The 13765-nt window shown below is 47.0% G+C and carries 14 protein-coding genes; 7 read left to right on the top strand and 7 right to left on the bottom strand.

What is annotated here, in order from left to right; all coding sequences use genetic code 11:
* Positions 1-91: 91 nt before the first annotated feature.
* The 3 genes from ACLI09_RS14160 to ACLI09_RS14150 all read left to right on the top strand — a co-directional run bounded on the left by ACLI09_RS14160 (position 92) and on the right by ACLI09_RS14150 (position 2227).
* Complete coding sequence (locus tag ACLI09_RS14160) at positions 92-427, top strand: hypothetical protein (protein ID WP_411420290.1); 336 nt, start codon at positions 92-94, stop codon at positions 425-427.
* A gap of 172 nt (positions 428-599) precedes the next feature.
* Positions 600-1277: a monofunctional biosynthetic peptidoglycan transglycosylase gene (gene mtgA, locus ACLI09_RS14155; protein WP_411420289.1), complete on the top strand. Its 678-nt coding sequence runs from the start codon at positions 600-602 to the stop codon at positions 1275-1277.
* Positions 1277-2227 carry a lipid A deacylase LpxR family protein gene (locus tag ACLI09_RS14150; RefSeq protein WP_411420288.1) on the top strand — a complete coding sequence of 317 codons (951 nt, stop codon included), beginning with the start codon at positions 1277-1279 and terminating at the stop codon, positions 2225-2227. The genes mtgA and ACLI09_RS14150 overlap by 1 nt, the downstream gene beginning before the upstream one ends.
* Before the next feature lie 49 nt (positions 2228-2276).
* On the opposite strand, the gene ACLI09_RS14145 is transcribed toward ACLI09_RS14150, so the two are convergent.
* The 5 genes from ACLI09_RS14145 to ACLI09_RS14125 all read right to left on the bottom strand — a co-directional run bounded on the left by ACLI09_RS14145 (position 2277) and on the right by ACLI09_RS14125 (position 8637).
* Positions 2277-4391, bottom strand: coding sequence for a prolyl oligopeptidase family serine peptidase (locus ACLI09_RS14145; RefSeq protein WP_411420287.1), 2115 nt, complete (start codon positions 4389-4391; stop codon positions 2277-2279).
* Positions 4392-4589: 198 nt separating this feature from the next.
* Entirely contained in the window at positions 4590-4973 is a 384-nt protein-coding gene (locus tag ACLI09_RS14140; protein WP_411420286.1) for a DoxX family membrane protein, read from the bottom strand.
* A 244-nt stretch (positions 4974-5217) separates the two neighbouring features.
* Entirely contained in the window at positions 5218-5781 is a 564-nt protein-coding gene (locus ACLI09_RS14135) for a type 1 periplasmic binding fold superfamily protein (RefSeq protein ID WP_411420285.1), read from the bottom strand.
* Positions 5782-5802: 21 nt separating this feature from the next.
* A complete protein-coding gene (locus ACLI09_RS14130) occupies positions 5803-8181 on the bottom strand; it encodes a TonB-dependent receptor (RefSeq protein ID WP_411420284.1) in 2379 nt (792 codons plus the stop codon).
* Between the two features lie 120 nt (positions 8182-8301).
* Positions 8302-8637, bottom strand: coding sequence for a hypothetical protein (locus ACLI09_RS14125; RefSeq protein WP_411420283.1), 336 nt, complete (start codon positions 8635-8637; stop codon positions 8302-8304).
* Positions 8638-8754: 117 nt separating this feature from the next.
* On the opposite strand from ACLI09_RS14125, the gene ACLI09_RS14120 reads away from it, so the two are divergent.
* Positions 8755-9105, top strand: coding sequence for a hypothetical protein (locus tag ACLI09_RS14120; protein ID WP_411420282.1), 351 nt, complete (start codon positions 8755-8757; stop codon positions 9103-9105).
* 160 nt (positions 9106-9265) lie between these two features.
* Here the strand turns inward: ACLI09_RS14120 and ACLI09_RS14115 are convergent, their stop codons facing one another.
* On the bottom strand, positions 9266-10138 hold the full coding sequence (locus ACLI09_RS14115) for an AraC family transcriptional regulator (RefSeq protein WP_411420281.1): 873 nt from the start codon (positions 10136-10138) through the stop codon (positions 9266-9268).
* Positions 10139-10335: 197 nt separating this feature from the next.
* Here ACLI09_RS14115 and ACLI09_RS14110 point away from each other — a divergent pair, with 197 nt between their 5' ends.
* The gene (locus ACLI09_RS14110; RefSeq protein WP_411420280.1) at positions 10336-10908 is read left to right on the top strand and encodes a hypothetical protein; all 573 of its coding nucleotides are present in this window, start codon (positions 10336-10338) and stop codon (positions 10906-10908) included.
* Between the two features lie 73 nt (positions 10909-10981).
* On the opposite strand, the gene ACLI09_RS14105 is transcribed toward ACLI09_RS14110, so the two are convergent.
* Entirely contained in the window at positions 10982-11965 is a 984-nt protein-coding gene (locus ACLI09_RS14105; RefSeq protein ID WP_411420279.1) for a Gfo/Idh/MocA family protein, read from the bottom strand.
* Between the two features lie 427 nt (positions 11966-12392).
* On the opposite strand from ACLI09_RS14105, the gene ACLI09_RS14100 reads away from it, so the two are divergent.
* Together ACLI09_RS14100 and ACLI09_RS14095 are read left to right on the top strand one after the other, a co-directional pair.
* Positions 12393-13268 carry a sugar phosphate isomerase/epimerase family protein gene (locus ACLI09_RS14100; RefSeq protein ID WP_411420278.1) on the top strand — a complete coding sequence of 292 codons (876 nt, stop codon included), beginning with the start codon at positions 12393-12395 and terminating at the stop codon, positions 13266-13268.
* 184 nt (positions 13269-13452) lie between these two features.
* On the top strand, positions 13453-13653 hold the full coding sequence (locus ACLI09_RS14095) for a YqaE/Pmp3 family membrane protein (protein ID WP_411420277.1): 201 nt from the start codon (positions 13453-13455) through the stop codon (positions 13651-13653).
* Positions 13654-13765 lie beyond the last annotated feature (112 nt).

Genomic DNA, 13765 nt, shown 5'->3' with positions numbered 1-13765 from the left:
ATAAGCTTACCACATCTTAACAAGTTAGTATTTAGTGGATAAGTAATTTTATAATCGTACAAAAACGTATAAACAAATAAAAACTATAACTATGTCAGTAATTCAAAACGACCATTCTGAAGGGCCTGTTGCAAAGGCTATCGAAAAACAGACTTCTAAACTTCCGTCCGATCTGTTTTTATGGGCGGCATTAGGCTCTATGGCGGCATCGGCCACATTAAAAATCCTTGCCAAAGATAAAACGGCGCTATTTGTAGGCCAGTGGGCAGCACCCTTTTTACTACTGGGCTTATACAACAAAATTGTAAAACTGGAAGGCAGTGATAAAAAGGATAAAGACCTTGATGCCGGTTACGGGTTTGATTCTGAATTTGAGGAGCACCCTATAAGCGATTATGCTGACCCCAACAGCGAATCGACATTTTAAGATATAAAGGCCGGCACGTTCCGGCCTTTATTATGCCCTTTCCGAAAAACCCTGATTTTCCCACTGTTTTATTGATAACGCATTTTATTGACAAATAAGATTGTAATTCATAGTTCAAATCCTGTCCGGCTCAACCTAAATTCATAATTTTGCAATCGCTAACTGTAATTGTATGTTCCGGAAAATACTCAGGTTCTTTTATAAAGTAATGTTGTGGTTTTTAGTGCTATCGGTTTTTTCGGTACTGCTGTTCCGCTTTGTCCCCGTGCCTTTTACCCCGCTGATGATAACCCGCGCCATTGAGCAAAAGGCCGCAGGGAAAGAAATGTACTGCAGCCACGACTGGGTGCCCATCGAAAAAATTTCGCAAAACCTCCAAAAAGCTGTTATTGCCAGTGAAGACGCTACGTTTTGCAGCCACCACGGCTTTGATTTCAGCGCCATGGCAAAGGCCTACAAAAACAACAGCAGGGGCAAGCGCATAAAGGGGGGCAGTACCATAAGCCAGCAAACCACAAAAAACGTATTCCTTTGGCAGGGGAGGAGCTACCTGCGCAAAGGGCTCGAAGCATATTTTACAGTATTGATAGAACTGCTTTGGAGCAAAGAACGTATAATGGAAGTATACCTTAACAGTATAGAAATGGGCGATGGCGTATATGGCGCACAGGCTGCGGCAGAACACTGGTACCAAAAAAGTGCCGGCAACCTTACCAGGTATGAGGCGGCGGGCATAGCGGCCATTTTGCCCAACCCGTTTAAATTTCGTGCCACGCGCTCATCGGGCTATACCGAGCGGCGCAAGAACCGTATAGTGCGGCACATGCGCTATGTAAAACTTGATTATTAATGCTGAAAAAATTGCTATTGCTGCTGTGTTTTTCCGGTGCTGCGGGCTTTGCCCAAAAACCGGCTGAAATAAGCATAATAAGCGATAATGATTTGTATACCTCTATACACAACGACCAGTATTATACTAACGGGCTCGAAATTATTTACCGCTACCTAAGCAACCCAAAGCGCGACAATATAGCCAAAAAAATTACCGCGTTCAGCGCCGGGCAATACATATACAACCCGCAAAGCCCGGAGACTCCCGAGGTAAACACACAAGACCGCCCCTTTGCGGGCTACCTTTTTGCCAAAGCTGCCATTACTGCTTTTTATACCAATGAAAGTGTACTTAAGGTAAGCGGTTCGGCAGGGGTTGTAGGGCCGGAAAGCGGCGCGGAACAAGCCCAGAAACTCTTGCACCGTATAATAAATTTCGGTAAGGTAGAAGGCTGGGACTACCAGATACGCACGGTACCCGCAGCCCAGCTTGAGGTGCTGTACAGCCATAAGGTTTTAAGGGAACGCTTTCATGAAAAAGTAGATTTTCACCTGATGGGTGAAGCCAGCCTCGGTACGATATGGCTTAGCGGGTCGGCAGGTGCAATGATGCGCATCAGCCTGGCAGGTAATTTAAAGCCCATGTATGAAAGCGCCCTGCACAACGCTACCCTTGCTAAAGGCGATAACCCCTACGATGGCCGTCGTGAGTGGCTGCTGTTCCTGAACCCCTCACTGCAATATATGCGTTTTGACGCTACCATACAAGGCAGCCCGTTTGATGATAAAAGCCCGGTAACCTTCCCTCTTATCCCTTTCCGGTTTAATGCCCAGGCGGGTTTAAAATACGGCCGCAATAAGTGGAACTACGCCTTTGTGTTTAACTACCGGGGCAAAGAACTCACTAATAATGTTGTTACCAGCTATTACTATGGGTCGGTACAGGTGGGGTATTTATTAGCCCCCTAACCCCCCGAAGGGGGAATAGCTACACTCGTGCTTTTTTAGGTGGGCACTTTTACTCCCCCTTCGGGGGCAGGGGGGCTTTCATATTAAACAACGTAAATGCCAGTACATCGGCCTGCTCTGCAATAGTCTGCGCGGTCGATTTTCCTGCGCCGTGGCCGGCATTCGTCTCTATGCGTATTAAAACCGGGGCGGGACTGGCCTGGCTTTCCTGTAGCGTAGCGGCAAACTTAAAGCTGTGTGCCGGCACCACCCGGTCATCATGGTCGCCGGTGGTAACCAGGGTTGCCGGGTAGTGCGTGCCTTTTTTGAGGCTCTGCACAGGAGAATAGGCTTTTATGTATTCAAACATTTCTTTGCTGTCGTCGGCAGTGCCATAGTCATAAGCCCATCCGGCACCCGCGGTAAACTTGTGGTAGCGCAGCATGTCCATAACGCCTACCGCCGGTAAGGCTACTTTAAACAACTTCGGGCGCTGGGCCATGGCGGCGCCCACTAAAAGCCCGCCGTTACTGCCGCCGCGTATGCCAAGAAAATCTGAAGATGTATATTTATTGCCGATGAGGTATTGTGCCGCGGCTATAAAATCGTCAAACACATTTTGCTTTTTCAGTTTGGTGCCCGCATCGTGCCACTTACGGCCATACTCTCCGCCGCCGCGCAGGTTAGGTACGGCATAGATGCCGCCGTTTTCCATCCACACCGCGTTAGAAAGGCTAAAGGCAGGGGTAAGGCTCACGTTAAATCCACCGTAACCATACAGTATGGTAGGGTTTTTACCATCGCGCTTCAGGCCTTTTTTATAAGTGATGATCATGGGCACCTTTGTGCCGTCTTTACTGGTGTAAAATACCTGCTCTGATGTATAATCGTCGCTGTTAAAGCCAATCTTCGGTTTTTGATATATGGCAGATGTACCTGATGTTACCTCAAACGAATAAATGGTTCCCGGCGATATATAATTGGTAAAAGAGTAATAGATGGTATTCTCTTCTTTCTTTCCGCCAAAACCGCTTACTGTGCCAATGCCCGGCAGCGCAATTTCGCGCACAAGCTTACCGCTGTAGTCATATTGCTTTACCTGCGATATGGCATCCTTCATATACGTAGCAAAAATATAACCCCCGCCATCTGAGGCCGACAGCACATTTTCGGTTTCAGGTATCAGGTCTTTCCAGTTGGCCTGCTGCGGAGCTGCCGCATCTACAGTCACCACGCGGTTATTCGGGGCTTTATAATCGGTTTGTATATATAGCGTACTACCCTGGTTGTCAATCACAAAACTGTTGTTGTCATAATTATCAACCATGGCAACAATAGGGCTGTTTGCTTTGGTAAGGTCTTTAATATACAATTTGCGGCCCGATGTGCTGTTTGCCGCCGTTATTATAAGGAAGCGTTCGTCTTCGGTAAGGTAGCCGCCTACATAGCGGTTTTTTTCGCTGCCGCCAAAGATTACGGTATCGTCTTTCCGGGGCGTGCCCAGCTTGTGGTAATACAACTTGTGCTGGTCAGTCTTTGCCGAAAGCAGGCTGCCCTCGGGAGTATCATAGGTGCTGTAATAAAAGCCGTCGCTGCCCTTCCAGGCCATACCACTGAATTTTACATTTTCTATGGTTTCGCCCAATGGTTTTTTAGTAATCGCGTCCATCAAAAGTATTTTGCCCCAGTCGCTGCCCCCTTCGGATATCATGTAGGCTGCCAGTTCGCCTTTTTTTGTAAAGCGTACCCCGCTAAGCGATGTGGTGCCGTCTTTGCTAAAGGTATTTGGGTCGAGGAACACTTCTTCGGTACCGTTTTTATCCTTGCGGTACAGCACGCTCTGGTTTTGCAGGCCATTGTTTTTATAATAATATGTATAGCCGCCCTCATTAAACGGGGCAGATATGCGCTCGTAATTCCACAGTTCCTCCAGGCGTTTTTTTATAGCATCGCGAAAGGGTATTTGCGCCAGGTAGGCATCGGTAACTGCATTTTGGGCGGTAACCCATGCAGCGGTTTCGGCGCTGCGGTCGTCTTCCAGCCAGCGGTAGGGGTCGGGCACCGGGGTGCCAAAATAGGTATCAACGGTATTGTCTTTGCGGGTTTCAGGGTATTTAAGGTCTTTCATTTGCGCGGAGGTTCCCAGGCCGGTGGCCAGGGTAAGTATGAGTATGGAATTTTTCATTTAGCGTGTGGGTTTACACAAAAATAAGCAAACAAACGGTTATAAGAAGCCGCTGGGCTTTGCGTTTCTTAAAAAATGTTTTCTGTGCGCCATTTTCCGCTTTAGGGTAACATGGCGGAGCATAAATAAAAATCATGAAAATAACATACCCATTGCTTTACGGGATATTAATTTTAACGCCGGTTATGGATTGGCTGTTTAATACGCCTCCCTGAACAGGGGAATATAGCTGCGCCTGTGCTTGTAAAGCAGTATGCAATTTAAGCCCACCACGATAAGGGCCGGGGCTATGCCGGGAACATCGAGGAACAGGTGAAACAGCAGTATGTTTAACGAAATGGGAACCAGTACCAGTAACGAAAAGGGTACATAGAGTTTAAGCAGCAGCATAACGCCAATGCATATTTCTAAAATGGCCACTACGGTAAGCATATAGCCGGTATCCATTAAAGAATGCAGGAAGCCTGCGGCATTTTCCGGAAGGTCTGGCAACGGGATGAAGGAGTAAATTTTGTTGGTTCCAAAAACTATTAATATAATCCCTAAGATTATTCGTACAGCATTAGTAAATTTTGAATTCATAAACAGTTCATTTATAGTGGCTCAATAATTCCTTACCTAAATTACTATAAATAATTTATTTTTTAACAAACATTTATGAGAAATTCACATTTATGAATAGTTTTATTAAAATTATAATTTTATGTATATTCTTTAAAATAAAATATATAACTGTTCTTTTTTTGAAGAAATGCCATTATAAGCGTTTATTAATAAATTAGTGTACCGCCCTCATGTTGAAAGCGGTACACATTTAGAACAGTTTTTATTGTATGGTAACGTTGTACGTAACCTCTGCATCGGTAGCCCCGCCTGCATTGGTTATATCGCCCGCAGCCACATTAGCCGCTGATTTATTCGGCAGGTGCCTCAGGGTAACGGTAAGCGTGCCTGTTGTGGGTGCAGCCGCCGCAGTATAGGTAAAGGCCAGGCCTATGGGTTTGCCGTCGGCATCGGCATCGGTATAGGTAAACGTGCCCAACCCGCTTTGCTGGAAAAACACCTGGTGGTCTTCGCCTTCTTCTTCTACCTCTTCGGTAATATTATCTGCCGGGCTGCTAAGTTCATTTAAAAAAGTTATGGTTCCGTTATAGGCAGTACCGGCTGTAAAGCTGCCGCTCGCGGTTACCACGGGCGCGTCGGGGCCATCGCCGTCAAGGTCGCGGCTGGCAAGGGTTATTGCACTGCCGCCGCCCTGGGGGGTAAAGGTTGCGGTAACGGTAGTTATCACTTCTTCTTCGTTTACCGGCTGTGCAGTGTCGTCATCGCTGCATGCCGATAAAGACACGATGGTAAAGGCTGCGATAGCCATTAATTTAAGGTTTTTCATTGTAAAAAGATTTAAATATAATTAATAACTGAACTTTAATTGTAGCTGTATGTTGCGGCCCACCTCATCGGTATACAGGCGCTGGCGGTTGAGGTAGTCCCGGTAGGATGTGTTTAAAACATTGTAAACCGAAAGATGTATCCCCAGGCTGTTTTTGCCAACGCTAAACTGCGTACCGGTACTAAAATGCAACAGGCTGTAACCTTTTGGCGGGGTGCTTATGTTTACATAGGTGGGTACTATAACCCCGTTTTGCGGTACGTCGGCATAAAAGTTATAATCGGGGTAGCGCTGCTGCGTAAAAACCGACTCGCTGCGTATTTCCGCAAAAAAGCCGTGCCACTGGCTGAGGGTATACCGCACGGTATGCGCAAGGTTGAGCGGCGGCATATCAATTAGCGCGATGTTATCGCTGGTGTTTTGTCCGTAAACATACGCGCCGTTAAAACTGTAAGAGAAGTTTTGGCTAAAATTATACCCCACATGCACATCGGTACCGGCCATAAGCGCATTGGCCTGGCGGTACCGGTATACCGGGAAGCTGCCGCGGATGGTATACTCCACGCCTGTAGGCTGCAGGTATATAAAATCGTGGATGGCGTTTATATAGGGGGTAGCCTCAAATGTAACATCCCCCTCAGTTTTTATCAGCGTAGCCGATGCCTTTACCGACCGCTCTTTCTTAGTCCGCAGGCTGCCCAGCTCTATGGTGGCATTGCTGTGGTGCAGGCCGTCGCTAAAAAGTTCGCCGGGGTTAGGGTTACGCATGGCAAGGCCCAGGTTGCCTAAAAGGTCCAGCCCGGCGGCCAATTGCTTCCGTACCCCCGCGCTTGCCGAAGTGTTATGGTAAGTGAATTTAGGGTTGGTAAGGTACTGGCTGCCCAAATCTTCCACGATAATGTGGTCTAACGAACCGTCGTTATAGCCCAGGTCATTCCACCTGCTTACCTGGTAGTATTTAGAGGCATCCACATGGCTAAAATCATACCGAACACCGGCCTCCGCTGTAAGGGTGTTGCTAAAGCGGCGGGTAAAAATGCCGTATGCCCCGGCATCGGTTTTGTTGTAGTTAGGTATCAATGGGCGTATGCCGGTTTCGGGGCTGGCGTTGTTATGCTGGTAGGCCCCGCTTATACCTGCGGTATAGGTGTTGTTTCCGGATAGTTTTTTCCAGTCGGCATTCGCCGAATGCGTTGCGAGCGTAAGGTCGAGCGCGGCTACATCCTCTAAGGCACCGCGTCGCAGGTCAAACTCCTTGCGGCGGTTCAGCTGGAAGGCATATTGCAGCGACAGTGTTTCATCATCACTCAGATTACGCAGGTAATTTACCTTGCCTATATGGTGCTGCACCTCCTGTCGTGGCACACCTATAGTGTAGGTAAACGGGCGAACCACACTTGGCTCCCGGTTGTTTATGGCGCGCACCAGGTCGGCCACATTGCCTATGTGGGTAGCCTGGGCTATGCCTACGGTGGCATTGTAAAAACTATAGGAAGCCCCCAGGGTGTACCTATCTGCCAGGTACTTTACATCACCCGAAAAATTTCCCTCCCGGTTGCCTGTGTTAGATAATACATAACCGGGTGTTTCCCTATCTCCATAATATTTAAAAGTACCCTGCGCATTCCAGGCCCAGCCTTTTTCGGCACCCTTACTCAGGGTTGTAGCCAATGACCCGCCGCGCCCGTTGCTGTCGGCCGTCAAGATGGTCTTCCCCATAAGCGTATCTTTTAATATCGATGGCGGCTCTACAATAACCAGCCCGCCCACGGCATCGCCGCTGTATTGCAGCCCCGCCGCCCCTTTAATAACCGATACTTTCCCGGCCGCGTTTACGTCGAGGTTAGGGGCGTGCTCCGTACCCCACTGCTGGTCTTCAAGCCGCACGCCGTTTGTAAATATGGGCACACGGCTGCTGTGCAGGCCGTTTATTACCGGCTTTACTATAGTACTGCCGGTGCGTAACGAACTCACTCCCGCTATCTCCCGCAGGGCATCGCCCAGGGTGGCGCCGCTGTATTTTTCCAGCGTTTCGGTTTTTAGCTTTTGCGAGCCTGTAGCATTATTAGCTACCACGCTTTCGGTAAGCACTACTTCTTCAAGCTGGGTAACCTTTGGCTTCAGCTTTATGTCCATCACCGTTGTGCCGTTAATGTTTATTATGGTGTCTAAGGCATAAAAGCCTATATAACTGGCTATAACGCGCTGGTTGCCCGCGGGTATATCGGGCAGCAGGTAACTGCCATCCGGCAGGCTTTCGGCGTGGAGTGCACCTATATGTATGTGGGTGCCTTCGAGCGGGCGGTTTTGGCTGTCAGTAACATTCCCGCTAAGGGAATTCTGGCTGTACACAAAGCCGTTTGCAGCCATTAGGGCCACAAGGGTATAATAAATATGCATGGTAAAGAGTGGACTTAGATAACATTAGTCCCCAGAGGCTGTAAGCAGGCTGTAAGCACATAGTGCTACAGGGCCGCATGCGGCTGTGCATTTCCATTGGGGAAAGAAATAGTAATTAGGCTAAGTCAGGGCAGGGGGCGCGCGAAGCGCAAAGAGGCTGCCGGTAAACCCGGTAGCAGTAAGGGTAGTGCCGCTTAAGAATGGTATAGCCTTAAACGGGAAGTACAGCCGTAGGCAAAACTGCGGCGGCGCGGTAAAACAATCGAAGTGAAAATCGCATACCGAACAATTATCGGCTTTGTTAACCGATGCTACGTTGGCCTTGTGCTTGTTAGTAACGGTTGTATGGCTTTCGCTTATGTGCGTATGCGTAAAGGCATGAAAAGACTGGTAGGCTATGGCAAACTGCACAATAGCCATCAGGGCCAGGTTAAATAAGGCAAACTTTCTTTTCATTGTGGCAAAAGTAGCAACAAATATTTTGCCGCGAAGTTAAAAGTTTAAAAAAGTTAATTTTATTTAGAATGAATATAAATAAATAATATATTTGTGGTGGTGCCAACACTAATGATTATGGATGAAGTAAAGCAATTATACTATAATACGTTTGGAATTTCTTTTTACTGGGTAAAAGAGGGTAAACCCCTGAGCCAGCGCATACAGGTAGTTTTTAGGGATACCGGCCTGTACCTCACCCCGGAGCAGGTGGTTGAATTTGCCGGGCTTATTAAAAACTGCGGGGGTAGCAAATGTGCCTCATGCAGCATGAGTAGGTACTGCCCTAAGTTTTTGCTGAAAACTCCTGTACCCGAAATAGACCTTGCGGTAGATTATAACGAATTTCTCCAAATTAAAGACCTGATAGACGGTACGTTATTCAAAATTGATTTGTTTAATTATCTTGATAGAGCGTGCCTTAACTGAGTCGAAAGTTCCTTTCCTCAATACTGTTACATACGGGTAATCTATTCCACTTCCTTAGTATAGTATTTGGATGAGGTTTATACTTCTTTAATAATTGTACTCCCCCATTAAAAATGGATAGGTAAATACCGGGGCCGGTCGCCCGGTTGTTATCATATCCTTAAACCAGGTGCGCCCTCAGCTCGTGCCGGTATTGCGAGGCACTCTTACCCGTAATCTCTTTAAACGATTTATTAAAGTGGCTAAAGTTGTTAAACCCGCTCTCATAGCACACTTCGCTTATGGGTATAGGTTTCTCTGCCAGTAGCTTACAGGCATGTACTACACGGTACTCGTTTACAAACTGTACAAAGGTTTTGCGGGTCATCTTTTTAAAGTAGCGGCAAAATGATGGTACGGTCATTGTGGCTATAGTAGCCATTTCCTCAAGGGCTATAGGCTCCTGGAAATTATCCTTTATATAGTTAAAAACCATATTTATACGGTCGTTATCCTGCATCTGGGTTTCGAGCGCAAAGCCTTCGGCGTTCAGTACTTTATAATCTTCGGCCTGTTCCAGGTCGTGCAGTACGCTTATCAGGCCCAGCAACCGCTCAAAGGGGTGCTGCCCGGCCATGGCTTCCATACGCCCGCCTACCAGGTAGCGGGTTTCAGTGCCAAAGGCAATACCACCCTTAGCCTTTTCAAACAACGCGTTTATATTTTTAGTTTCCGGTAGCCCCAAAAAGGATTCGCCCAGAAAATCAGGCTTCATCTGTATTACAGTTTCGTTCTTATTGCCCGTGGTATCATCGGTAAAGCCGCAATGGGGCAGGTGGCTGCCTATAAGTATAAGGTCGCCCTCAGTATAGTAGGATACGTGGCTGCCTATTTGCCGCTTGCCCGACCCGCCGTTTACAAACACCAGCTCTACTTCGGGGTGGTAATGCCATACGTGCGACTTAAGGTTAGTGTTTTTTGGGTAATGGGTATAGGTAAACGAACTGCCAAAAGAGGGTTCGATTACTTCAAAAGAGGGGCGCAAAGTTTTCATAAAATGATGCGATTTTCATGGCAAAGATAGCAAGAATAACTCAATATTCGCCTATTTTAACCAAAAAACGTTTTCGTAAGGTTAATATAGCATATAAATGTGAAAATATTGATGTAACTATTTCTGTATAACAAATGTAATTTAGCACCATAGAAATAAATGAATAACCAAAAAGGTTTAAGAGTATGAAAAATCTAATGAAATTCGCAGCAGCCCTTGTAATGTTTGCCTCAGTTGCAACTTACGCTAACGAGAATGACTTTAATGTAACAGTTAAAGAAGGCGCAGGTAAGGCCATCAGCTTTACAATGAACGACACTAAAGATGTACATGTTTCGCTATATGCCCAGGATGGTACCGGCATTTTTGACGAAGCAATTAAGAATAAAGAAGGCAAAATCAGCAGGACGTATGACCTTAACGCACTACCTGCGGGAACCTACTTCCTTGAAACTGAAACCACTGCTAAAGTAGCCCGTTACCAGATAACTGTTGAAGGCGCTAAAGCTGTAGTAAGCGAAGACGTTACCGAAATTTATAAACCGGTAGTGCTTAGCAAAGATGGTATTGTAACGGTAAGCATAGAAAACAATGCTACACCGGTTAAAATAAAAGTATACGACGATAGCAACGAAGAGGTTTATAACGAAACATTTGAAGGCGCAACCGTGGCAAAACGTTTTGATATGAGCAGGAGCATCGCGAAAAATTTCACGCTGGTTATGATCTACAACGACAGGCAATTCGTTGAGACTGTGGCCGCGAGATAAATGAGGTTTGGTTATAGCAGAAAAGCTCCCGCTTGCGCGGGAGCTTTTTTCATTTACAGAGGGTGGCCGTGTCTTATATATTACCTGATATCTTGTCCATAACCCAGTTAGTATGTGTTCCCGTTTCGCCGGTAGAGGGATGCTGACTCCTGCCTTCCAGGTGGTTACGCATGTTTTCTACATGGTGCAACTGTATGTTTTCCGGGTGCGGTATGGTAACTTCCTCCCGCGCGTCACCACTACTCAGCACTAACGGCACTTCATCAAAAACGGCAAATGTAATAGTGCCCTTGCTGCCATAAATTGTTACAGTATCTTCATATTTATCGGCGCCAAAATTCCACGTCCCGGTGCCTGTAACGCCCCCCTCGTGCAGCCAGCTAGCGGCAAGCGCATCTTTAGCGCTGTATAGCCCTTGCTGGTTGAGGCCCACGCCATTAACGGTTGTAACCTTGCCAAAATAGTATATAAAAAGGTCGAGCCCATGGCTTGCCAGGTCGTCAAAATAACCGCCTGTGGCTATAGCCCCGTCGGTACGCCAGTTGTATGCGCCGCTAAGGTCAACCGCCGAGGGCTGCTTGGTTAAGTGCCAGTGGATGTGGCGCACGGTGCCTATCTTGCCCAAATCTATCCATTCCTTAACCTTTAAAAATCGCGGCAACGACCGCCTGTAGTAGGCAACAAATAACGGAACTCCTTTATTTTCAAAACATTGTGTTATCTCTACGCATTCCTGCCATGTGGGTGCCATGGGCTTTTCTATACAGCAGGGCTTTCCGGCAGCGGCCACCTTTAGGGCATATTCCTTATGGCTATCGGGCGGGGTGGCTATATATACGGCATCAATTTCGGGGTCGTTTATAAGGGCGTCGGCATCGGTATACCATTTTTCTATGTTATGGCGGCGGGCGTAGTCTTCTGCTTTAGCGGCATTGCGGCGCATAACTGCTTTAAGTTCAAAGCCTTCAGTCTTTTGGTAGGCCGGGCCGCTCTTGCGTTCGGTAACATCGCCGCAGCCTATTATGCCCCAGCGGATGGTGTTTGTTTGGTTGTCCATGCAGTCTTTTTGGGTTTACGTACCGAATGTACATATTTTTTCTAAAACAGCTTTCCGGGGATGTTATTCCAAACAGAAAACAGCCGTATTTTGCCTAAAAACCACTATTTTGTGATATTTTTACATTGTTGATTTTCAATTGGTTGAATTTTTTTCTTACACAATCGGTAGTTTTTTTTCAAAAACATGTGTAATATGGGTGTCTGATTATCAGGTAGTTAAAAATGATACTTTACAATTGGTACTTTTTTTTAGGCTAAAATTGTGTAAAATCGCCACTGAACGGATGCCTTCAGTACAGGGTACCGTTAAATTTTGTATGTCGGAACTTAATTTACCACAAGCAATATTTGCTATCTTAGTTTTTCTAAAAAACGAAAATTAACCCGTTCCAAAATTATAAAAATAACTGCTTTACCTGCCCGATATGATACCGCAAACCCAACCCTTTTTTAAGCTCTCGCTCGCGCAATGGTCGCTCCACAAAACCATCCTCGAACACAAAACGCTCAGCCTTTATGATTTTGCGCTGCGGGCAAAACAGCTGGGCTTTGACGCGGTAGAATATGTAAGCCGCTTTTACCCTGTGGGAGATGGCGGCATCAACGCCTGGATGCGGCAGTTTACAACCGAAATTGCAACACGCAGCAGTGACGCGGGCATTACCAACCTGCTGATAATGGTAGACGGCGAGGGCGACCTGGCGGCGGCTAACAAAGCGGAGCGCGACACCGCCGTGGCCAACCATAGCAAATGGGTAGCTGCCGCGGCCGCACTGGGCTGCCACAGCATACGGGTAAACCTTTCCGGTGCAGAGGATTATGATGTTTGGAAGGATACTGCCCCCGAAGGCCTGGCAGCGCTTTGTGATTATACTTCAACATACGGCCTTAACATTATTGTAGAAAACCACGGCGGGCTCAGCAGCGACGCGGGCAAGCTGGCTGGGGTAATTAAAAAAGTCAATAGGGAGAATTGCGGCACCCTGCCCGATTTTGGTAATTTTTGCATACGCCGGGGTGGCGACGGCAAATGGCCAAACGAATGCCTTGAAGCGTATGACCGCTACAAAGGCGTGGCTGAAATGATGCCCTTTGCCAAAGGCGTAAGCGCCAAGAGTTACAATTTTGATGCAGAGGGTAACGAAACCACTATTGATTACCTTAAAATGCTGGGCATTGTAAAGGCAAGCGGCTACACCGGCCACATAGGCATTGAATATGAGGGCCAGCGGCTGGGCGAGGAGGAAGGGATTTTAAAGACGCGGGAGTTGTTGTTAAAGGTAGCGGGGATGATTTACTAACCTGCGTTGCACTAAAGCCACCCGTTCCGCTGCGGCGAACACCCCTCCGAAGGAGGGGAATCCGGATATGTGCTACGTGCGTCTTATCCGAAGGAGTATCATTTCACCTGTTGATTTACAGTAAGACGGTTGCGCTAAAATAATTTATATATTTGCCTTTATCATCATCAATCATCAAATCATCATGAGATACGTAATTGCATTTTTCCTGCCGTGGCTGTCACTGTTTTTGCAGGGAAAAATTTTAAGCGGCATCATCTGCCTTATTTTACAAATTACCATAATAGGCTGGTTACCCGCATTTATATGGGCGGTAGCGGCGCTAAACCGCATGTATGCCGACAGGCGGACTAATAGGATAATCAGGGAAATGAGAAGGGCTTAGGAGCTGCAATTTTAGATTGTTGATTCCAGATTTAAGATTGAGCTTCACTCCCGGCTAACAGTACGAATTTGGATCGGCTGGCGTACCGGGTGAAGCTCAAATCTTAAATCTG

Origin of the sequence: Flavobacterium sp. RHBU_24 (assembly GCF_046613695.1) — a bacterium.
In the GTDB taxonomy this organism is placed as follows: domain Bacteria; phylum Bacteroidota; class Bacteroidia; order Flavobacteriales; family Flavobacteriaceae; genus Flavobacterium.
Note: the sequence above shows the minus strand (reverse complement) of the source record. Positions and strands in the feature narration are given on the sequence as shown.